General features: G+C 67.1%; 21 protein-coding genes. 7 read left to right on the forward strand and 14 right to left on the reverse strand.

Going from position 1 to position 21,529, the window contains the following annotated elements; all coding sequences use genetic code 11:
- Positions 1 to 58: 58 nt before the first annotated feature.
- Complete coding sequence (lnt, locus tag D7325_RS03545; RefSeq protein ID WP_120994163.1) at positions 59 to 1,573, forward strand: apolipoprotein N-acyltransferase; 1,515 nt, start codon at positions 59 to 61, stop codon at positions 1,571 to 1,573.
- Here lnt and D7325_RS03550 read toward each other — a convergent pair.
- Complete coding sequence (locus D7325_RS03550) at positions 1,502 to 2,350, reverse strand: YdcF family protein (RefSeq protein WP_120994164.1); 849 nt, start codon at positions 2,348 to 2,350, stop codon at positions 1,502 to 1,504. The genes lnt and D7325_RS03550 overlap by 72 nt on opposite strands.
- Before the next feature lie 54 nt (positions 2,351 to 2,404).
- On the reverse strand, positions 2,405 to 2,830 hold the full coding sequence (locus D7325_RS03555; RefSeq protein WP_120994165.1) for a hypothetical protein: 426 nt from the start codon (positions 2,828 to 2,830) through the stop codon (positions 2,405 to 2,407).
- A gap of 254 nt (positions 2,831 to 3,084) precedes the next feature.
- Between D7325_RS03555 and leuS the strand changes: the two genes are divergently transcribed.
- The 5 genes from leuS (at position 3,085) to D7325_RS03580 (ending at position 9,021) form a co-directional block, all read left to right on the forward strand.
- A complete protein-coding gene (gene leuS, locus D7325_RS03560) occupies positions 3,085 to 5,691 on the forward strand; it encodes a leucine--tRNA ligase (RefSeq protein WP_120994622.1) in 2,607 nt (868 codons plus the stop codon).
- Between the two features lie 33 nt (positions 5,692 to 5,724).
- Positions 5,725 to 6,330 (forward strand): LPS-assembly lipoprotein LptE, encoded by a 606-nt coding sequence (locus D7325_RS03565; protein ID WP_120994166.1) that lies wholly within the window; start codon positions 5,725 to 5,727, stop codon positions 6,328 to 6,330.
- A 35-nt stretch (positions 6,331 to 6,365) separates the two neighbouring features.
- Positions 6,366 to 7,394 carry a DNA polymerase III subunit delta gene (holA, locus tag D7325_RS03570; RefSeq protein ID WP_120994167.1) on the forward strand — a complete coding sequence of 343 codons (1,029 nt, stop codon included), beginning with the start codon at positions 6,366 to 6,368 and terminating at the stop codon, positions 7,392 to 7,394.
- 102 nt (positions 7,395 to 7,496) lie between these two features.
- Positions 7,497 to 7,658 carry an alternative ribosome rescue factor ArfA gene (arfA, locus tag D7325_RS03575; protein WP_120994168.1) on the forward strand — a complete coding sequence of 54 codons (162 nt, stop codon included), beginning with the start codon at positions 7,497 to 7,499 and terminating at the stop codon, positions 7,656 to 7,658.
- A gap of 64 nt (positions 7,659 to 7,722) precedes the next feature.
- Complete coding sequence (locus D7325_RS03580; protein ID WP_120994169.1) at positions 7,723 to 9,021, forward strand: lytic murein transglycosylase; 1,299 nt, start codon at positions 7,723 to 7,725, stop codon at positions 9,019 to 9,021.
- Between the two features lie 59 nt (positions 9,022 to 9,080).
- Here D7325_RS03580 and lipA read toward each other — a convergent pair whose 3' ends face one another.
- Genes lipA through D7325_RS03640 form a run of 12 tightly spaced genes read right to left on the reverse strand, consistent with a single transcriptional unit; the run spans position 9,081 to position 20,020 of the window.
- On the reverse strand, positions 9,081 to 10,055 hold the full coding sequence (lipA, locus tag D7325_RS03585; RefSeq protein WP_120994170.1) for a lipoyl synthase: 975 nt from the start codon (positions 10,053 to 10,055) through the stop codon (positions 9,081 to 9,083).
- Entirely contained in the window at positions 10,052 to 10,696 is a 645-nt protein-coding gene (gene lipB / locus D7325_RS03590) for a lipoyl(octanoyl) transferase LipB (RefSeq protein WP_120994171.1), read from the reverse strand. The genes lipA and lipB overlap by 4 nt, the downstream gene beginning before the upstream one ends.
- On the reverse strand, positions 10,697 to 10,978 hold the full coding sequence (locus D7325_RS03595; protein ID WP_120994172.1) for a DUF493 domain-containing protein: 282 nt from the start codon (positions 10,976 to 10,978) through the stop codon (positions 10,697 to 10,699).
- A 10-nt stretch (positions 10,979 to 10,988) separates the two neighbouring features.
- Positions 10,989 to 12,149: a D-alanyl-D-alanine carboxypeptidase family protein gene (locus tag D7325_RS03600; protein ID WP_120994173.1), complete on the reverse strand. Its 1,161-nt coding sequence runs from the start codon at positions 12,147 to 12,149 to the stop codon at positions 10,989 to 10,991.
- Positions 12,150 to 12,203: 54 nt separating this feature from the next.
- A complete protein-coding gene (locus D7325_RS03605) occupies positions 12,204 to 13,193 on the reverse strand; it encodes a septal ring lytic transglycosylase RlpA family protein (protein ID WP_120994174.1) in 990 nt (329 codons plus the stop codon).
- A complete protein-coding gene (gene mltB / locus D7325_RS03610) occupies positions 13,190 to 14,173 on the reverse strand; it encodes a lytic murein transglycosylase B (RefSeq protein WP_425452261.1) in 984 nt (327 codons plus the stop codon). Before mltB ends, D7325_RS03605 begins: the two co-directional genes overlap by 4 nt.
- 38 nt (positions 14,174 to 14,211) lie before the next feature.
- Entirely contained in the window at positions 14,212 to 15,357 is a 1,146-nt protein-coding gene (gene rodA / locus D7325_RS03615) for a rod shape-determining protein RodA (RefSeq protein WP_120994175.1), read from the reverse strand.
- Entirely contained in the window at positions 15,354 to 17,246 is a 1,893-nt protein-coding gene (mrdA, locus tag D7325_RS03620; protein WP_120994176.1) for a penicillin-binding protein 2, read from the reverse strand. Before mrdA ends, rodA begins: the two co-directional genes overlap by 4 nt.
- A gap of 18 nt (positions 17,247 to 17,264) precedes the next feature.
- Positions 17,265 to 17,732 carry a 23S rRNA (pseudouridine(1915)-N(3))-methyltransferase RlmH gene (gene rlmH / locus D7325_RS03625; RefSeq protein ID WP_120994177.1) on the reverse strand — a complete coding sequence of 156 codons (468 nt, stop codon included), beginning with the start codon at positions 17,730 to 17,732 and terminating at the stop codon, positions 17,265 to 17,267.
- Positions 17,733 to 17,737: 5 nt separating this feature from the next.
- Positions 17,738 to 18,097: a ribosome silencing factor gene (gene rsfS / locus D7325_RS03630; protein ID WP_120994178.1), complete on the reverse strand. Its 360-nt coding sequence runs from the start codon at positions 18,095 to 18,097 to the stop codon at positions 17,738 to 17,740.
- A 19-nt stretch (positions 18,098 to 18,116) separates the two neighbouring features.
- Complete coding sequence (gene nadD / locus D7325_RS03635) at positions 18,117 to 18,755, reverse strand: nicotinate-nucleotide adenylyltransferase (protein ID WP_120994179.1); 639 nt, start codon at positions 18,753 to 18,755, stop codon at positions 18,117 to 18,119.
- Positions 18,755 to 20,020, reverse strand: coding sequence for a glutamate-5-semialdehyde dehydrogenase (locus tag D7325_RS03640; protein ID WP_120994180.1), 1,266 nt, complete (start codon positions 20,018 to 20,020; stop codon positions 18,755 to 18,757). Before D7325_RS03640 ends, nadD begins: the two co-directional genes overlap by 1 nt.
- Before the next feature lie 191 nt (positions 20,021 to 20,211).
- On the opposite strand from D7325_RS03640, the gene D7325_RS03645 reads away from it, so the two are divergent.
- Positions 20,212 to 21,528 (forward strand): bifunctional DedA family/phosphatase PAP2 family protein, encoded by a 1,317-nt coding sequence (locus D7325_RS03645; protein ID WP_120994181.1) that lies wholly within the window; start codon positions 20,212 to 20,214, stop codon positions 21,526 to 21,528.
- Position 21,529: the final 1 nt, after the last annotated feature.

Genomic DNA, 21,529 nt, shown 5'->3' on the forward strand with positions numbered 1-21,529 from the left:
GCCGGACGCGCCGCCCACCCTTAGCCTGCCGCGACTTCTCTGCTAACAAGGATTTTCGATGCGCTGGATCACTCGCCCCGGCTGGCCGGGGCATCTGCTGGCCCTGTTCGTCGGCGCGCTGACCACCCTGTCGCTGGCCCCGTTCGATCTGTGGCCGCTGGCGCCGCTGTCGATCGCCCTGCTCTACCTCGGCCTCGGCGAGCTATCCCCCCGACAGGCGGCCCTGCGCGGCTGGTGGTACGGCTTCGGCCTGTTCGCCTCGGGCGCCAGCTGGGTCTACGTCAGCATTCATGATTTCGGCGCGGCGCCGCCCTGGCTCGCCGGGCTGCTCACCCTCGGGTTCGTCGCCGGACTGGGGCTGTTCTTCGCGCTGCCGGGCGGGCTCTGGGCGCGCTGGCTGCGGCGCGCGGACGCGCCGCTCGGCAACGCCTTCGCATTCGCCGCGCTGTGGGTGGCGCAGGAAATGTTTCGCGGCTGGTTCCTGACCGGCTTCCCCTGGCTCTACGCCGGCTACAGCCAGCTCGACGGTCCGCTGGACGGCTACGCGCCGGTCGGTGGCGTATGGCTGCTGTCCTTCGCCCTCGCGCTGACCGCCACGCTGCTGACGACCCTGCCCCACCTGCGTCACCGACCACGGGCATGGGCACCGGCCGGCGCGCTGCTGCTCGCGATATGGCTCGCCGGCGGCGCGTTGCATGGCAGGCAATGGACCTCGCCCTCCGGCGAGCCGCTGACCGTCGCCGCCATGCAAGGCAACGTCGCGCAGAACCTCAAGTGGGATCCGGCGCAGCTCGAAGCGCAGCTGGCGCTCTACCGGGACCTGACCCTGGCCAGCGCGCCAGCCGACCTGATCGTCTGGCCCGAGACCGCCGTGCCCGTGCTCAAGGAGTTCGCCGAGGGCTACCTATCGGTCATGGATCGCATCGCCAGCGAGCGAAACGCCGCGCTGATCACCGGCATTCCGGTACGCCAGCCGAACGCGGCCGGCGAGCGGCGCTACTACAACGGGATCACCGTGGTCGGCGAAGGCAGCGGTACCTATCTCAAGCAGAAGCTCGTGCCCTTCGGCGAATACGTTCCCCTGCAGGACATGCTCCGCGGACTGATCGCCTTCTTCGATCTGCCGATGTCCGACTTCGCCGCGGGCGAACCGAACCAGTCGCTGTTGCAGGCCCACGGCCTGCAGATCGCGCCCTACATCTGCTACGAAGTGGTCTATCCCGAGTTCGCCGCCGCGCTCGCCGCGCGCAGCGACCTGCTCCTGACGATCAGCAACGACGCCTGGTTCGGGCGTTCGATCGGGCCGCTCCAGCACCTCCAAATGGCGCAGATGCGGGCCCTCGAAGCCGGACGCTGGATGATCCGCGCGACGAACAACGGGATCACCGTGCTCATCGACCCGCAAGGCGCCATCACCGAACGCATCCCTGCGTTCGAGCGCGCCGTGCTGCGCGGCACGGTCGTGCCCATGGAAGGCCTCACGCCTTATCTGCGCTGGGGTTCATGGCCGCTCGGGTTGCTCTGCGCCGGCCTGCTCGGCTGGGCCTTGGTCGGCCGATTCCGGCAACGCTGACAGCGAGGCGTCCGGCGCCTCGTAGACCAGCGGGTACACCAGCAGGCCGACCGCCTCGTTGAGCAGCAGACTGTTCTGCCACACCGCCTTGGCTTCCGGCAGCCAGCCGCCGAGCGGCCGGCTCGACGGTGCGCCCATGAAGCCCACCGGGGCGGCGATCACCTCGATGCCATTCTCCTCGAAGCACCAACGCGACCGCGCCATGTGCCAGGCCGAGGTGACCAGCACGATCCGCTCGATGCCCGCCTCACGCAGCAATTGTGCGCTGTACACGGCGTTCTCCCAGGTGGTCCGGCTTCGTTCCTCGAGCCAGCGCGTTTCGACGCCGTGGTCCCGTTCGAGGACCTGGCCGGCCAGGTGCGCCTCGCTCGGCGGCTGGCCGAAATGCAGGCCGCCGCTCGCGAGGATCGGCAACCCGGAGGCCTTCGCCAGTCGCGCCGCGTACCGCAGCCGCTCCAGCGCGATCGCACTCGGCTGATCGCCGCCCCAGGCCGGGTCGTTCTGCTCGCGCCCGCCGCCGAGCACCACGATCGCGCCGGCCCGACGATCGAGCAGCGGCCAGGCGGAGGCGTCGAGGGCGGGCTCGCGCTCGAGCAGCCGGGCGCCCCATTGCACGACCACTGGCAGACTCATGAGCCACAGCCCACCGAAGCCTGCGATGAAGCACAGCGCGGCCAGCCTTGGCGCGCGACGACGCAGCCACCAGGCGAGCAGGAGCAACAGGAACAGGCCGCCCGGTGGCAGCAGCAGTTGCTTGAAGAAGTAGCGGATCGGCATGAGCACTCCTTTCGCGGAGGCCAGACTGTACCGCAGGAGGCATCAGGATCGCCGTCAGTGTCGTCGAATCTCACGGCGCTGGCGGCCCAGCAGGAGGTGCGAGCCGCACATGCAGCAGACCACCGGCCCTGCCGCGGTCGGCCACTCCACCTCGGCACCGCAGAGCGCGCAGCTCAGGCTACGGTTCCATTGCGCCGTCCGAGCGCGCGGCAGCAGGCGGCGGGCCGGCGTTCGTGCCGTCTGCCGGGCGATCATGGCCTGTTCCTCGGCGGCTGCCTGCCAGCCTGATAGCCAGCGATCATCCTTCGCCAGGTAGGCACGGATCAGCGCCAACTCCGCATCGGACAAGCCGCTGACCACCAGATCATCCGGCAGGGCCGTCCCGCTCGTGTCTCGTTCAGCCTGCGCCAGTGCCGCTCCCAAGCGTTGCAGGACGCGTCCATACAAGCCGCCGTCCTCGGCCTGTCGTTCTCTCCTCATGAGTCACCTCCTGCCTGTTTCCCTCAGCAAAAGCTTAGCGTTCGATCGACCGGGCAGCGGCTCCCGCGACGGATGGACAGCGGCCCGCTCCCGCCGGAAAACCCGTTTCCCGCAGGAGCGGACGCTCATGTATGCTACGGCGCTTCCATGCCTCCGCCCGCAGCGCGCCGCGCCAGCGCATTCGCCAGGTCTCGCCTGCCGCGCCCACCGCTGCCACCGCGCGGAGCGCCAGCCTCCTCTCCAGCGCCAGAGCCATGCACGAACAGTATCAGCCCCGCGAAATCGAAGCCGCCGCGCAATCCCACTGGGATTCGAACAAGTCTTTTGAAGTGAAGGAGCAGCCGGGCAAGGACACCTTCTATTGCCTGTCGATGTTTCCCTACCCCAGCGGCAAGCTGCACATGGGGCACGTGCGCAACTACACCATCGGCGACGTGATCGCGCGCTACCAGCGCATGCAGGGCAAGAACGTGCTGCAGCCGATGGGTTGGGACGCCTTCGGCATGCCGGCGGAAAACGCGGCGATGAAGAACAAGGTCGCCCCGGCCAAGTGGACCTACGAGAACATCGACTACATGAAGACCCAGCTCAAGTCGCTGGGCCTGGCGATCGACTGGTCGCGCGAAGTCACCACCTGCAAGCCGGACTACTACCGCTGGGAACAGTGGCTGTTCACCCGCCTGTTCGAGAAGGGCGTGATCTACCGCAAGAACGGCACCGTGAACTGGGACCCGGTCGACCAGACCGTGCTGGCCAACGAGCAGGTGATCGACGGCCGCGGCTGGCGCTCGGGTGCGCTGATCGAGAAGCGCGAAATCCCGATGTACTACTTCAAGATCACCGCCTACGCCGAAGAGTTGCTCGACAGCCTCGACGAACTGGATGGCTGGCCGGAACAGGTCAAGACCATGCAGCGCAACTGGATCGGCAAGTCACGTGGCATGGAAGTGAGCTTCCCCTATGACGTGGCCAGCATCGGCCACGAGGGCGCGCTGAAAGTCTTCACCACCCGCCCCGACACCCTGATGGGCGCGACCTACGTCGCGGTCGCCGCCGAGCACCCGCTGGCCACCCAGGCGGCCCAGGGCAACCCGCAGCTGCAAGCCTTCATCGACGAGTGCAAGCGCGGCGGCGTGGCCGAGGCCGACATCGCCACCCAGGAAAAGAAGGGCCTGGCCACCTCGCTCAAGGTGCAACACCCGCTGACCGGCGAGCTGCTGCCGGTGTGGGTCGCCAACTACGTGCTGATGAACTACGGCGAAGGCGCGGTCATGGCCGTTCCGGCGCATGACGAGCGCGACTTCGAGTTCGCCAGCAAGTACGCCCTGCCGATCAAGCCGGTGGTGCGCACCAGTGCCGGCGACGAGACCCCCGCGCCCTGGCAGGACGCCTACGGCGAGCACGGTACGCTGATCAACTCCGGCGAGTTCGACGGCCTGGACTTCCAGGGCGCGTTCGACGCCATGGAAGTCACCCTGCAGAAGAAGGGTCTCGGCCAGGCGCGCACCCAGTTCCGCCTGCGCGACTGGGGCATCAGCCGCCAGCGCTACTGGGGCTGCCCGATCCCGATCATCCATTGCGACGCCTGCGGCGACGTGCCGGTGCCGGAAGATCAATTGCCGGTCGTACTGCCCGAAGACGTGGTGCCGGACGGGGCCGGCTCGCCGCTGGCGCGGATGCCCGAGTTCTACGAATGCAGCTGTCCGACGTGCGGGGCGCCGGCCAAGCGTGAAACCGACACCATGGACACCTTCGTCGAGTCGTCCTGGTACTTCGCCCGCTACGCCAGCCCCAACTACGACAAGGGCATGGTCGACCCGGCCGCGGCCAACCACTGGCTGCCGGTCGACCAGTACATCGGCGGCATCGAGCACGCCATCCTGCACCTCTTGTACGCGCGCTTCTTCCACAAGCTGATGCGCGACGAAGGCCTGCTCGCCTCCAACGAGCCGTTCAAGAACCTGCTGACCCAGGGCATGGTGGTCGCCGAAACCTACTACCGCACCGCCGAGAATGGCGGCAAGGACTGGTTCAATCCGGCCGACGTCGAGGTCGAGCGCGACGCCAAGGCCAAGGTCGTCGGCGCCCGCCTGAAGACCGACGGCCTGCCGGTGGAAATCGGCGGCACCGAGAAGATGTCCAAGTCGAAGAACAACGGCGTCGACCCGCAGGCCATGATCGACGCCTACGGCGCCGACACCTGCCGCCTGTTCATGATGTTCGCGTCGCCGCCGGACATGAGCCTGGAGTGGTCCGATTCCGGCGTCGAAGGCGCCAGCCGCTTCCTGCGCCGCGTCTGGCGCCTGGCCCACGCCCATGTCAGCGCCGGCCTGCCGGGCGCACTGGACGTCGCCACGTTGAACGACGAACAGAAGGCCACGCGCCGCGCCATCCACCTGGCGATCAAGCAGGCCAGCGTCGATGTCGGCCAGCACCACAAGTTCAACACCGCCATCGCCCAGGTGATGACGCTGATGAACGTGCTGGAGAAGGCACCGACCGCCAGCGAGCAGGACCGCGCGCTGCTGCAGGAGGGTTTGGAAACCGTCGCCCTGCTGCTCGCACCGATCACCCCGCACATCTGCCACGCGCTGTGGGTAGCGCTGGGCAAGACCGGCGCCGTCATCGATGCCGCCTGGCCGGCGGTGGACGAATCCGCCCTGGTGCAGGACAGCCTGACCCTGGTGGTGCAGGTCAACGGCAAGCTGCGCGGTCAGATCGAGATGCCGGCCGACGCCAGCCGCGAGGCGGTCGAAGCCGCCGCCCGTGCCAACGAGAACGTGCTGCGCTTCACCGAAGGCCTGACCATTCGCAAGGTCATCGTGGTGCCCGGCAAGCTGGTCAACATCGTCGCTAACTGATTCGGGCCGGCTTGCCGGCGTGAGGACAACAAGATGAACAAACGGAATCTGGCGGTATTGGGTCTGGCGGCGCTACTGGCTGGCTGCGGTTTTCAGCTGCGGGGCACCGGCAGCGCCAATTTCGCCCTGGACGAGCTGTCGGTCGAGGCGCGCGACGCCTACGGCCCCACCGTGGACCTGGTGGAAAAGACGCTCGAGCGCAACGGCGTACGGGTCCACCCCGGTGCGCCCTATGACCTGCACCTGGTCCGGGAGAACAACCTCCAGCGCACGGCCAGCTACACCAGCGCCGCACGCAGCGCCGAGCACCTGCTCATCTTCGAACTGGACTACCAGGTGCGCGGCCCCGGCGGCACGCTGCTGATCGAAGAGCAGGTCGAGGTCCAGAAGGTCTCCCTGTATGACCAGAACAACCTCATCGGCGCCACCCAGGAAGCCGAGCAGATTCGTCAGGAGCTGCGCCGCGAAGCAGTTACCCAGCTGATGATGCGCCTGCGCTCGCTCACTCCGGCCGAACTGGACGCGCTCCAGGCGACCGCCGAAGCACGCGCCCAGGCCGAGGCTGAAGCGCGCGAGGCCGAGCGCCGTCGCGAGGCGGCGACACCGGCGTCGTCGCCGTTGCCGGTGCCCTTCCAGTGACGGAACGGGCCGCTTGCCGGCCCGTCGGCTGATCCATGAAGCTCAATCCCGCGCAACTCGACAAGCACCTTCAGGGGCCGCTCGCCAGCGTCTACGCCATCAGCGGCGACGACCCCCTGCTCTGCCAGGAAGCGGCCGATGCCATACGGGCGGCGGCGCGCCAGCAGGGCTACGACGAGCGCCAGGTGTTTCACGTCGACACCCATTTCGACTGGGGCTTGCTCGTCGAGGCGGGCGCCAGCCTGTCACTGTTCGCCCAGCGTCGGTTGATCGAACTGCGTATCCCCAATGGCAAACCGGGCGACAAGGGCAGTACGGCCCTGATGGATTACCTCGCCCGCCCCGCCGACGACACCCTGCTGCTGGTCAGCCTGCCCAAGCTCGACGGCAGCGCGCAGAAGACCAAGTGGGCCAAGGCGCTGATCGACGGCGCGGATGCCCAGTTCATCCAGGTGTGGCCGGTCGACCCGCAACAGCTGCCGCAATGGATTCGCCAGCGACTGGCCAAGGCCGGACTCGCTGCCGACCCCCAGGCGCTGGACCTCATCGCCGATCGCGTCGAAGGCAACCTGCTGGCCGCCGCGCAGGAAATCGAAAAACTCAAGCTGCTGGCCGAAGCGGGCCAGGTGACGGTCGAGACGGTCCAGTCGGCAGTGGCCGACAGCGCGCGCTACGACGTCTTCGGGCTGATCGATGCCGCGCTCGCCGGAGAGCCGGCCCACGCGCTGCGCATGCTCAACGGCCTGCGGGCCGAAGGGGTCGAGGCGCCGGTGATTCTCTGGGCGCTGGCGCGCGAATTGCGACAGCTCGCCAATCTCGCCCAGCTCTACGGCCAGGGCGTGCCGCTCGAACGGGCCTTCGGACAGATGCGACCGCCGATCTGGGACAAGCGCCGCCCCCTGATCGGCAAGGCCCTGCAACGCCAGGACAGTAGCCGCTGGCGCCAGATGCTGACCGACGCACAGGTCATCGACGCGCAGATCAAGGGCCAGGCCGCGGGCGACCCCTGGGCCGGACTGGCCAGCCTCAGCCTTCAGTTGGCCGGCAAGCGTTTGAAGCTGTAGTCCCTGCAGCGGTACCGGCCGGCGCCTCGGCGGCTGACCGGCTGGACATTGCGCCCGCTGCGTCTATGATCGGCAGCCGTCCCACACGCACCCAAGGCCACGATGTCGAAAAAGCAGCCGAAACGGCCGAACAAGGCCAAATCCCTGGTGGCGCAACTACTGTTCCGAAGCCGCCAGGAAAGACCCGCCAAAGGCAAGGGCAGCTACCGCCGCGAAGCCTTCCAGTCGAGAGATTGGGAGGCTTCGCCCGTTATGGCCGCCTGAAAAGCCAAGCGCGAAAAAGCGTGCTAAGGTCACAGGCCGTTGTGACGCAATCGAGCTTTACCGGATGTTCCTCACCCTCCTCCCCGCATTGATGCTTCGGACCTTTACCGCCGGATCGGCGCTGAGCCTGGTCGTCGCCTGCGCGGCCGAGCCGATCGCGCAGACCCTGCCGAGCGTGTCCGATGCCCTCGCCGCTACCCTTCCAGGCCAGCCTGCGCAGGCTGCCAACCTTGTGGAGATGCCGGCAGTGAGCTTCGAGCAATGGCGCGACGGGTTTCGCCAGAAGGCCCTGGCACAGGGCATCAGCGCAGAGGTGTTCGATCGGGCCTTCGCCGGGGTCGAGCCGGACCCCAGCGTGATCGCCGCCGACCGCAGCCAGCCGGAGTTCACCCGCCCGGTCTGGCAGTACCTCGACGGCGCCCTGTCCCGTCAGCGTGTCGCCAGCGGCCGGCGCCTGCTGGACGAGCATCGCGCCCTGTTCGACCAGCTCGAAGCCCGCTATGGCGTGGACCGCGCCGTCCTGGTCGCCATCTGGGGGCTGGAAAGCAGCTTCGGCGACATCATTGGCGACAAGTCGATCATCCGCTCGCTGGCCACGCTCGCCTACGAGGGGCGCCGCCCTGACTTCGCCGAGGACCAGCTGCTTGCCGCCCTGCGCATTCTGCAGAAGGGCGACGTCGATCCGTCACGCATGCGCGGCTCGTGGGCCGGTGCGATGGGGCAGACCCAGTTCATTCCAACCACCTACAACGAGCACGCCGTGGACTTCGACGGTGACGGCCGTCGAGACGTGTGGTCCACCGAGGCCGATGCCCTCGCCTCGGCCGCGCACTATCTACAAACGTCCGGCTGGGATTTCCGCGAGCCCTGGGGCTTCGAGGTAAGCCTGCCGGAAGGCTTCGACTATGCACTGGCCGACGCGGACATCCGCAAGCCGCTTTCGGAATGGCGCGCGCTCGGCGTGAAGGGCATCAGCGAGGCGGACGACACCATGCTTGCCAGCCTGCTGCTGCCGGCCGGGCATCGTGGCCCCGCCTTCCTCGTGCTGGACAACTTCCGCACGATCCTGCGCTACAACAATTCGTCGACCTATGCCCTGGCGATCGGCCTGCTCTCCGAGCGCTTCGACGGTGGCGGCCAGATCGAAGGCGCCTGGCCGCGCGGCGACCAGCCACTCAGCCGCTCGGAGCGCCTGGAGCTGCAAGAGCGGCTGGTCCAGCAGGGTTTCGATCCCGGTACGCCGGACGGCATCATCGGAGCCAACACACGGCGGGCGATCCGCAGCTATCAGCAGTCGCTCGGCTGGCCCGCCGACGGCCATCCGACCCAGCAATTGCTGGGCCGTCTACGCGCCGAACCCTGAGCCGGATGCCAGGCATGAAAAAGCGACCCTTGGGTCGCTTTTTTCATGCCGGTCGATTGTCAGCCGACCTTGCCGCCGTGGGCTTGCTGGTCCGCATGGTAGGACGACCGCACCAAGGGGCCGGACGCCACGTTCTTGAAGCCCATCTTCATGCCTTCCTCGGCGAACCAGGCGAAGGTGTCGGGATGCACGAAGCGCTGGACCGGCAGGTGATTGCGCGATGGCTGCAGATACTGCCCGAGCGTGAGCATGTCGATCTCGTGCTCGCGCATGCGGTGCATGACCTCGATGACTTCCTCGTCGGTCTCGCCAAGGCCGAGCATCAGACCCGACTTGGTAGGGACGTGCGGCACGCGCTCCTTGAATTTCTGCAACAGATCGAGCGACCACTCGAAGTCCGAGCCCGGCCGCGAGGAGCGGTACAGGCGCGGCACCGTCTCCAGGTTGTGGTTGAACACGTCCGGCGGCTCGTTGGCCGTGATCTCCAGCGCGACGTCCATGCGCCCGCGGTAGTCAGGCACCAGCGTCTCCAGCTGGATGCCAGGCGACAGCTTGCGAATCTCGCGCAGGCAGTCGGCGAAGTGCTGGGCCCCGCCGTCGCGCAGGTCGTCGCGGTCGACGGAGGTGATGACCACGTATTTCAGGCGCAGATCGGCAATGGCGATGGCGAGGTTCTTCGGCTCGTCGGGATCGAGCGGGTTGGGCCGGCCGTGCCCGACGTCGCAGAACGGACAGCGCCGGGTGCAGATGTCGCCCATGATCATGAAGGTGGCGGTGCCACCGGAGAAGCACTCGCCCAGGTTCGGGCACGAGGCCTCCTCGCAGACGCTGTGCAGGTTGTGCTTGCGCAGCAGTTGCTTGATGCGATCGACTTCCGGGGACACAGGAATGCGTACCCGAATCCAGTCCGGCTTGGTCGGCAGTTCGTCGGTGGGGATGATCTTCACCGGAATGCGCGCAACCTTTTCCGCCCCGCGCAGCTTGACGCCAGCTTCGATCTTAGCCGGACGCTTTTCCACGGTTTCCACTGTCATAGAAGTTCCAGTCCGCCCGTAAGGGTCTTCTGTTCGGCATAGCCGAGCTCCAGCGCCAACCGCTCCCGCAGTTCTTGCTGCACCTGCTGAACATCCACCGACCCGGCCAGATCGCGCATCTGTGTCATCGCCAGTCCGGCGTAGCCACAGGGATTGATGCGCGCGAAGGGCTCGAGGTCCATGTCCACGTTCAGCGCTAACCCATGAAACGAACGCCCGTTGCGGATTCGCAAACCGAGCGAGGCGATCTTCGCCGCCTCTACATAAACGCCGGGCGCATCGCGCCGCGCCGCAGCAAGGATCTCGTGCGCCGCGAGCACACCGATGACGGCGCGCTCCATGCGTTCGACCAACTCCCGTACACCGATGCCGAGCCGCCGCACATCGAGCAGGAGATAGGCCACCAGCTGACCGGGGCCATGGTAGGTCACCTGACCGCCGCGGTCGACCTGAACGACCGGAATGTCCCCCGGAAACAGGACGTGCTCGGCCTTGCCGGCCTGGCCCTGGGTGAACACCGGCGGATGCTGCAGAAGCCAGAGTTCATCGGGCGTCTGCGGGCCGCGCTCGTTCGTGAAGCGCTGCATCGCCTGCCAGGTCGGCAGGTAGTCGACCAGCCCCAGCTCCCGTACGACCAGCACTCAAAGCACCATGTGCACGCGGCCGGTGGCCCGCAGGTCGACGTGGATCGCCTGCAACTGGTCCACGCCCGTGGCGGTGATGAGCACCTGCGCCGACTGGTAACGCCCGTTGCGGCTGTCGCGCAGCACCAGCGTGGTTTCGTCGAGGTCAGGGGCATGACGGCGAATCACCTCGATGACCATCGCCGAGAAACCCTCGCCGGCATCGCCGACCACCTTGATCGGATAGCGCTCGCAGGGGAACTCGATCTTCGGTGCCTGGATATCGTCCGATTCGCTCATGGCGCACCCGTCAGTTGAACAAGCCGAAGAAGAACAGGCGGATGCTGTCCCACAGGCGCGTGAACAACCCGCCCTCGGGCACCGCTTCGAGTGCGATCAGGTCGGTGCTGTGCACCACTTCCTCGCCGAGCTTGACCTCAACCTTGCCGATGACCTGCCCCTGTTCGATCGGAGCGATCAGCTGACCGTCGAAGTTCATCACGGCCTCGAGCTTGTCCAGGCGACCACGCGGCATGGTCAGCGTCAGGTCATTGGCCAGGCCGGCCTTGACCTGGTCCTGCTCGCCCTTCCAGACCTGCGCCGTCGCCAGCTCCGTACCCTTCTGGTAGAAGGTGCGGGTTTCGTAGAAGCGGAAGCCGTAGTTCAGCAGCTTCTGGGTCTCGGCGGCGCGCGCCTCCTCACTGTCGGTGCCGAATACCACGGAGATCAGGCGCATGCCATCGCGCACGGCGGACGCCACCAGGCAGTAGCCGGCCTCTTCGGTGTGACCGGTTTTCAGGCCATCGACCGTCTTGTCGCGCCACAGCAGCAGGTTACGGTTGGGCTGCTTGATGTCGTTCCACAGGAACTCCTTCTGCGCATAGATCGCATAGTGCTCCGGCTCTTCGTAGATGATCGCGCGGGCCAGCTTGGCCATGTCGGCAGCCGAGGAGTAGTGCTCCGGATGCGGCAGGCCGGTGGCATTCATGAAGTGGGTATTGCTCAGGCCAAGGCGCTGCGCCGTCGTGTTCATCATGTCGGCGAAGGCGTCTTCGCTACCGGCGATGTGTTCGGCGATCGCCACGCTGGCGTCGTTGCCCGACTGGATGATGATGCCGTGCAGCAGGTCGTCGACCGATACCTGGGTGTTGACCTGGATGAACATGCGCGAGCCGCCCGTACGCCAGGCGTTTTCGCTCACGGTCACCATGTCGTTCGCGCCGATCCGACCCTTGAGAATCTCCAGCGTGGCGATGTACGCGGTCATCAGTTTGGTCAGGCTGGCCGGAGGCAGGCGCTCGTCGCCATTGTGCTCGACGAGGATCTCGCCGCTCTTGGCGTCCATCAGGACATAGGCTTTCGCCGACAGCTGCGGTGGCGAAGGAATCGCGGCCGGCGCGGCCGTGGCCAGCGGCGCTGCCACGATCAGCAGTGAACAGACAAGGCGTTTGGCAAGGGAGCTGATGTTCATCCGTCTCTCGAAGTTATCTGTGAACGATCATGCCCGGGGGCATGGGTGAAAAAATCAATCGCCGCGCACCAGCCGCGGACGGCCGAGATCGGCCAGCCGGAGGCTTTCCTCGATACGCGAGGCTTCGTCGTGCGAGGCGATGGGGCCGAGCCGGACCCGATGCAGGATCTGCTGGTCGCGGACCACCGAGCTGACGAACACCGGGGTCGAGACCATTCCGCTCAGTTTGTCCTTGAGCAGCTGCGCCGCATCCGGATTGGCGAACGCGCCGATCTGCAGGAACAGGCCGTCGCCCGCCGGCGGGGCCTTCGCATCGGCAATCTGCACCGGCACCACCGCGCCGGCATGCTGCTGCGGCGGAGGGGTGTACTGCTCGATCACCTGGCCGGACGATGCCGGGGTGGCGGTGGCCACGGCCTTCTTCGGCTGGGCCAGCACCATTGGCGCGGACTGGCCACGGTTGGCCCACCAACGCTCGGGATCGATGCCCTCGACCTTGACCCGCGCGGTACCGCGCTCGGCATAGCCCAGCTTCTTGGCGGCGGCGAAGGACAGGTCGATCACCCGGTCCGAATAGAACGGCCCACGGTCGTTGACGCGCAAGACCACCGCCTTGCCGTTTTCCAGGTTGGTCACCTTCACGTAGCTCGGCAGCGGCAGCGTCTTGTGCGCCGCGCTCATGCCGTACAGGTCGTACTCCTCGCCGTTGGCGGTCGCCTGACCATGGAACTTGGTGCCATACCAGGACGCCGTGCCGATTTCGGAATAACGGGTAGCGTCGTTGATCGGGTAGTACGTCTTGCCCAGCACGGTGTAGGGGTTGGCCTTCACCGGGCCGTAGTGGGGCATCGGCACGGCATCGGGAATCTTCGAGACGTCCACGTCCCACCAGGGCGCGCCGTCCTGGCTGGGGCGCTTGTACACGTCCGGTCCGCTGATGCCACCGCTCGGCTGGCTCACCGCCGGCGGACGACTGGACGAGCAACCGGCCAGCAGCGCCGCCGCGCAGGCCAGTGCCAGGCCCGCGCAGGCCAGCCGGCTCACGAACGCCCCCGGGCCGCGGCAATCTGCTGGGACAGCTGATGGACGGCCATGGCGTACATCACACTGCGGTTGTAGCGCGTGATGGTGTAGAAATTGGGCAGGCCGATCCAGTATTCCTCGCCCTTCTCGCCGTCGAGCTTGAACGCAGTGACCGGCACGTCATCGGCGAGCGCGGCCTCGGTCTTCCAGCCCAGCGCCTTGAGCTGTGCGGCGTTGAGGGTCGACTCGAGCCCCTCGGTCAGCCCTTCCTGAGCACGCTCGCCCTCCGTCGAAGCGCTTGCGACGACCGGCGCGCCCGGCTGCCAACCGTGCGCCTTGAAATAGCTGGCGACACTGCCGATGGCGTCGACCGGGTTGTTCCAGATATCGATCCGGCCATCGCCGTCGAAGTCCACGGCATAGGCGCGGAAGCTGCTGGGCATGAACTGCGGCAGGCCCATCGCACCGGCATAGGAGCCCTTGAGCGCCAGCGGATCGACCTGCTCCTCGCGGGCGAGCAGCAGAAATTCCTTGAGTTGCTGGCGGAAGAACGGCGCACGAGGCGGGTAATCGAAGCCCAGGGTCGACAGCGCGTCGATCACCCGATAGCTGCCGGTGTTGCGGCCGTAGAAGGTCTCCACGCCGATGATCGCGACGATCACTTCCGACGCGACACCGTATTCGGCCTGGGCTCGCGCCAGCGCGTCTTCGTGCTGGCGCCAGAAGTCGACCCCCTGCCCGATGCGCGCGTCGGTGATGAAGATGGGGCGGTATTCGTGCCAGGGCTTGACCCGCTCGGCGGGCCGCGAAATGGCATCGAGGATGGTCTGCTTGCGCTCGGCTTCGGCGAACAGCCGGGTCAGCTGCTCGCCTGCGAACCCGTATTCGCGTGTCATTTCCTGGACGAATTCGTCGACTTTCGGGCCGACGTAATCGCCAGCCTGGGCCGGCTGAACGAGCGCAAGCGCGCCGACCAGCCCGAGCCGGAAGAAGGCTCGGATCGAGTGGCGGCGATCAATTGATTCCAAAACAGTCACTCTCAAACCTGGGCGATCCACTTGCGGTGGGTGTGGATCGACATTAGAACCCCGAACCCCGACAGCAGGGTCACCAAAGACGTGCCGCCATAGCTGATGAACGGCAACGGTACGCCGACCACCGGAAGCAGGCCGCTCACCATACCCATGTTCACGAAGACATAGACGAAGAAGGTCATGGTCAGCGCACCGGCCAGCAGCTTGCCGAACAACGTCTGCGCCTGGACCGTGATCGTCAACCCTCGCGCAATGAGCAGCAGATAGACCACCAGCAGGAGGCAGACACCGACCAGTCCGAACTCCTCGGCGAGGACGGCAATGATAAAGTCCGTGTGGCTTTCGGGCAAAAAATCCAGGTGCGACTGCGTGCCGAGCAGCCAGCCCTTGCCGAAGACGCCGCCCGAGCCGATCGCCGCCTTGGACTGGATGATGTTCCAGCCGGTGCCGAGCGGATCGCTTTCCGGATCGAGAAAGGTCAGCACCCGCTGCTTCTGGTACTGGTGCATGCCGAAGAACCACATGCCGATCGCCAGCGGGACGAAGGCGGCCAGCGCCCCGAGAATCCAGCGCCAGCGCAAGCCACCGATGAACAGCACGAATGCGCCGGAGGCCAGGATCAGCAGCGATGTACCGAGGTCGGGCTGGCGCATGATCAGCACCACCGGCACGGCGATCAGCGCCAGCGCCACCGCGGTGTGCTTCAGACTTGGCGGCAGCGTGCGTCGCGCCAGGTACCAGGCGATCGTCGCCGGCATGATGATCTTCATGAACTCCGACGGCTGGAAGCGGATCACGCCGGGAATGTTGATCCAGCGCGTCGCCCCCATCGCGCTGTGCCCGATCACGTCCACCGCGACCAGCAGCGCAACGCCCACCAGATAGGCCGGCGGCACCCAGCGCGCCATGAAGCGCGGCTCGATCTGGGCGATGACGAACATCGACACCAGGCCGATCCCGAACGAGAAGGCCTGCTTGCCCAGCAGGTCCCAGTTGCGGCCGCTGGCCGAATACAGCACGAAAAGCCCGACCGCCCCCAGCGTCAGCAACAGCAGCAGCAGCGGTGCATCGACATGGATGCGCTGCAGGAAACTCGCCCGCCGGCGCAGGACATCGTCGCTCGAGAGCGTCGGATCGAAGGACGCGGTCATGGGGCGGCCACCTCGGCGCTAAGCGTGGGCGAGAACTCGGTCTTGAGCTGGCCGTTCTCGTCGAGCAACCAGGCATCCATGACCTGCTTGAGCACGGGCGCAGCGACGCCGGAGCCGGATTCGCCGTTCTCGACCATCACGGCCACCACTATCTGCGGGTCGTCGGCCGGCGCGAAGCCGACGAACAGGGCGTGATCGCGGTGCCGCTCGGCCAGCGCCTCGCTGTCGTAGCGCTCGCCCTGCTTGATCGCGACCACCTGCGCGGTGCCGCTCTTGCCGGCGATGCGGTAGGCGGTTGCCGTATCGCCGACACGCTTGGCCGTGCCGCGCGCACCGTAAAGCACCATTTCCATCCCCTCCTGCGCCAGGTCCCAATAACGTGGGTCGCGCAGCTGGATGTCGGGATGCGGATTCTCATCGACCGGCGGCTCGCCAGCGATGGACTTGGCCAGGCGCGGACGAATCCACTTGCCGCGCGTGGCGATCAGCGACGTGGCCTGGGCAAGCTGCAGGGGCGTCGCCTGCATGTAGCCCTGACCGATGCCGAGGATGACGGTTTCGCCCGGATACCAGGGCTGGCGGTAGCGCGAGCGCTTCCACTCCCGCGATGGCATCAGCCCATCGGTTTCCTCGTTCATGTCCAGCGACACGCGCTGGCCGAAGCCGAACTGCGTCATGTAGTCATGCATCCGATCGATGCCGAGCTTATGCGCGAGGTCGTAGAAGTAGGTGTCGTTGGACCGCATGATCGCCGTGACCAGGTCGACCCAGCCATCGCCGCCGCGGTTCCAGTTGCGGTACTTGTGCTTGACGTTCGGCAGCTGGAAGAACCCCGGATCGAACACCTTGCTCGTCGGCGTCACCACCCCGGCGTCAAGGCCCGCGATGGCCATCATCGGCTTGATGGTCGAGCCCGGCGGATAAAGGCCGCGCAGCACGCGGTTGTACAGCGGCTGATCGAGCGAGTCGCGCAGCGCGCCATAGTCCTTGAAGCTGATCCCGGTCACGAACAGGTTCGGGTCGAAGCTCGGCTGACTGACCATGGCCAGCACTTCGCCGGTGTCCGGCTGGAGCGCGACGATCGCGCCGCGACGCCCGGCCAGCGCGGCCTCGGCCGCCTGTTGCAGCTTCAGATCGAGCGTCAGGGTCAGGTCCTTGCCGGGCACCGGATCGGTCCGCTTGAGCACGCGGAGCACGCGCCCGCGGGCATTGGTCTCGACCTCTTCGTAACCGACCTCGCCGTGCAGCACGTCCTCGTAGAATTTCTCGATGCCGGTCTTGCCGATGTGGTGGGTGCCGGCGTAATCGACCGGATCGAGCTTGGCCAGTTCGCGTTCGTTGATGCGTCCGACGTAGCCAACCGAGTGGGCGAAGTGCGCTCCCTCGGGGTAGTAACGCACCAGTTGCGCGGCGACTTCCACGCCCGGCAGGCGGAACTGGTTCACCGCGATCCGCGCGATCTGCTCCTCCGACAGCTCGAACAGGATCGGCACCGGCTCGAAGGGGCGGCGACCCTGCAGGACGCGCTTCTCGAACAGCGCCCGGTCTTCCTCGGTCAGCCCGAGCACATCGACGACGACGTCCAGCACGCTGCGCCAGTCGCCGGCCCGCTCGCGGGTGACCGTCAGGCTGAAGCTCGGACGGTTGTCGGCGATGATGTTGCCGTTACGGTCGAAGATCAGCCCCCGCGTCGGCGGGATCGGCTGGACATGGACGCGGTTGTTTTCCGACAGGGTGGAATGGTGCTCGTACTGGATCACCTGCAGGTAATACATGCGCGACGCCAGCACGCCGAGCAACAGCAAGACCACGGCGAGGCCGAAGATCACCCGTCGACGAACCAGGCGGGCGTCTTTTTCATGGTCTTTCAGTGGAATCGGCTGCGGCATCTGCGGGTACGACGGCTACTACTTGTGATACGGGTGGCCGGACAGCACCGTCCACGCGCGATAGAGCTGCTCGGCGACGAGGATGCGGACCAGGGGATGTGGCAACGTCAGCGGCGACAGGGACCAGCGTTGCTCGCTGCGTGCACAGACCTCCGGCGCCAGCCCTTCCGGGCCTCCGACCATGAGATTGATGGTGCGCGCATCGAGCCGCCAGCGTTCCACTTCGGCGGCCAGCTGCTCGGTGCTCCAGGGGCGTCCGTGAACTTCGAGCGTCACGACCCGCTCGCCAGGCTGAACGCGCGCCAGCATGGCCTCGCCTTCCTGCCGGATCAAGCGCGATACGTCGGCATTCTTGCCCCGGGTGCCGAGCGGAACTTCCACCAGCTCGAGCGGTAGTTCCGGGGGCATTCGACGGGCGTATTCCTGCCAGCCCTGCTCCACCCAACCGGGCATGCGTGATCCGACCGCGACCAGCCTGATCCGCACCGGACCTACTCCTCGTCGTGCGAGTGGTGCGCGCGTGCCTGCTCGGCGCCTTGCCACAGGCGCTCGAGGTCATAGAACTGCCGGGTCGGCTCCTGCATGACATGGACCACGACATCGCCAAGGTCCAGCAAGGCCCACTCGCCACCGTCCAGCCCCTCGCTGCCGAGCGGCCGGCGGCCTTGCTCGCGGACCTTCTCCAGCACGTTGTCGGCGAGCGACTTCACATGGCGCCCGGACGTCCCGCTGGCAATGATCATGTAGTCGGTGACGCTGGTCTTGCCGCGGACATCGATGGTCGTGATGTCCTTGGCCTTCAGATCTTCCAGCGCGGCGATCGCCAGCTGGACCAATGCTTCGTTTTGCATGAATGAATACAACCTCGGGTCAGCGCAGGTACAACCCCTGCGCATGGATATAGGCCAGGACGGCGTCGGGCACCAGGAAACGTACCGACTTGCCGCTGGCCAGGGATTGGCGAATCTGGGTGGCGGACACCTCGAGCGGCGTCTGCCAGACGAAGGTGATCTGCCCCGCCGGTCCGGCGAGGGCCTGCGGGTCGGGCACGCTGCGCGCCGCCACCAGGTCGCGCAGGGCTTCGGAGGCTTCCATATCGGCATCCGGCCGCTGGAGCACCAGGATATGGCAGTGGTCGAGCAGCTCGGTCCAGCGATACCAGCTGGGCAGGCCGCAGAAGGCATCCCAGCCGAGCAGCAGCAGAAGCTGGTCCTGCGGCGCGATTTCCTCGCGCAGCGACACCAGGGTATCGAGCGTGTAGGACGGCTTGTCGCGCCGCAGCTCGCGGTCATCGGCCATCAGGGGCGAAACGTCGCGAACCGCCAGCCGCACCATCTCCAGCCGCTGCTCGGGGCTTGCGCCCGGCGCACCGCGATGTGGCGGGCGGGCGCTGGGAATCAGCCGCAGCTCATCGAGCCCCAGCATCTCCGCGACCTCGACGGCCCCGCGCAGATGCCCGATGTGCACAGGGTCGAAGGTCCCTCCGAGAATCCCGATGCGCCGACTCATCAAGTGCGGACGTGGCCGTCGCCGAAGACGACGTACTTCTCGCTGGTCAGGCCCTCCAGCCCCACCGGCCCTCGCGCATGCAGCTTGTCGGTGGAGATGCCGATCTCCGCGCCGAGGCCGTACTCGAAGCCGTCGGCGAAACGGGTCGAGGCGTTGACCATCACCGAGCTGGAGTCGACCTCGGTGATGAAGCGCCGCGCGTCGGTGAAGTTTTCCGTGACGATCGCGTCGGTGTGCTGCGAGCCGTAACGATTGATGTGCTCGATCGCCCGCTCCAGCGAGTCGACGATGCGAATCGCCAGGATCGGGGCGTTGTATTCGGCGTACCAGTCGTCCTCGGTGGCCTCGTTGACGTCGCCGTCGAGCAGTTCTCGCGTGCGGGAGCAGCCACGCAACTCGACCCCCTTATCGCGGTAGATCGCAGCCAGCGGCGGCAACACGCGGGGCGCAATGTCGGCATGCACCAGCAACGTTTCCATCGCATTGCAGGGCGAGTAGCGCTGGGTCTTGGCGTTGTCGGCGACACGGATCGCCTTGTCGAGATCGGCGGCCGCATCGATGTACACATGGCAGACGCCGTCGAGGTGCTTGATGACCGGCACCTTGGCATCCCGGCTGATCCGCTCGATCAGCCCCTTGCCGCCGCGCGGGACGATGACATCGACGAATTCGGGCATGGTGATCAGCGCGCCCACGGCGGCCCGATCGGTGGTTTCGACCACCTGCACGGCAGCCGCCGGCAAGTCTGCCGCCGCGAGGCCCTGCTGGATGCAGCGGGCGATCGCCTGGTTCGAATGGATGGCCTCCGAGCCGCCGCGCAGGATGGTGGCGTTGCCCGATTTGAGGCAGAGGCTCGCCGCATCGATGGTCACGTTCGGCCGCGACTCGTAGATGATGCCGATCACGCCGAGCGGGACGCGCATCTTGCCGACCTGGATGCCCGAGGGCAGGAAGCGCATGTCGCGGATCTCGCCGATCGGGTCCGGCAGGCCGGCGACCTGGCGCAACCCCTCGATCATTTCGTCGATGCGTGCCGGCGTCAGCGCCAGGCGATCGAGCATCGCGGGTTCGAGGCCGCTGGCCCGGCCATTGGCCAGATCCCGTTCGTTGGCCTCGACCAGCGGCGCGCGCGCTGCGTCCAGGGCGTTGGCCGCCGCCAGCAGGGCGCGATTCTTCTGCGCGGTGCTGGCGCGGGCGAGCACGCGCGAAGCCTCGCGCGCCGCCTGGCCGAGACGGGTCATGTAATCGAGCACGGATTCGGTCATCGACGCATCGCCGGAAAAAATGAAAGGGGCGGATTATAGCCGGGCACACGCCTGGCGGACAGCCACATCCGGCGGGCGGCCCGCGCCGGCCGCGGCTTGGCTATGCTTGGCCCTTCGCCGGGACCGCCTGCGGGAAACCGCTCCTCGCCGGATCGGTCGAATGGCTTTCCCCCAACGCAGGAACCGCTCGCATGGGCCAATGGCTCGACGCCTTCAATACCTGGCTTGCAATGCACCCGCAGTGGCTGGGCCTGGCCCTGTTTCTCGCGGCCTTCACCGAGTGCCTGGCGATCGTCGGGCTGGTCATCCCCGGCACCGTTCTGCTGCTGGCCATCGCGGTTGCCGCCGGCAGCGGCGCGCTACCGCTGGGCCAGACGCTGCTGCTGGCCTACGTCGGCGGCCTGCTCGGCGACCTGGTGTCCTATGCGATCGGGCGGCGCTATCACCAGGGCATCCGCCGCCTGCCCGGCCTGCGCCGGCATCCCGAATGGCTCCAGCGCGCCGAAGTCTTCGCTCGCGACTACGGCGCGGCGAGCCTGCTGGTCGGTCGCTTCATCGGGCCGCTGCGCCCCATGCTGCCGATGACCGCGGGCATGCTCGACATGCCCTTCGGCCGCTTCGCACTGGTCTCGGTGATCGCCTCGGCGGGCTGGGCGGTCGCCTACCTGATGCCCGGCTGGACGGCCGGCGCCGCGCTGCGCCTGTCGCTGCCCGAGGGGTTCTGGCCGGAGGCGGCGATCGTCGCGGCCGGCATTGCATTGCTGGTCGGTACCAGCGTGCATTGCAGCCTGCGGGGCGTGCGCATGACCGCCCCGTTGATGGCCGCGCTCAGCGCCGTGGCGCTGCTCTCAATGTTCATCGGCTGGCCGTACCTGGATGCGTTCGACAAGGGCCTGATGGACGTGGTGCAGGCCGAGCGCAGCCCGCTGGGCGACTACCTCATGGTGGTCATCACGCGCATGGGCGACTTCCGCACGCAGTTGCTCGCCGCCGTGCTGCTCATCGTGCTGCTGCTCATGGCGCGGCAATGGCGCAGCGGCGCCTTCGCGACCCTGGCGCTGCTAGGCACCGCGGTCGGCAACGGGACGCTGAAGGCGCTGTTCGCGCGCGTGCGGCCGGACATCCTCGCCGAACCGCTGACCAGCTTCAGCTTTCCCAGCGGACACAGTTCGGCGGCCTTTGCCTTCTTCCTGGTGCTCGGCATCCTCGCCGGACGCGGCCAGCCACCGCGCCTGCGCCTGACCTGGCTGGTGCTCGCGGCCATCCCGGCGACGGCGATCGCGCTGTCGCGCGTCTACCTCGGCGTGCACTGGCCGACCGACATCATCGGCGGCGCCTTGCTCGCAGCGACCTTCTGCGCGGCAAGCCTGGCCATCGTCCAGCGTCGTCGCCCGCTGGGCGCACTGGCGCCGCGCGCCTGGTGGCTGATCATGCCCTCCACGCTCGCGCTACTCGGCCTGTTCGCCGTGTGGGCGCTGCCGGACGCATTGGCGGTCTATCGCTACTGAG

The organism is Stutzerimonas urumqiensis, assembly GCF_003640395.1.
Lineage (GTDB): Bacteria > Pseudomonadota > Gammaproteobacteria > Pseudomonadales > Pseudomonadaceae > Stutzerimonas > Stutzerimonas urumqiensis.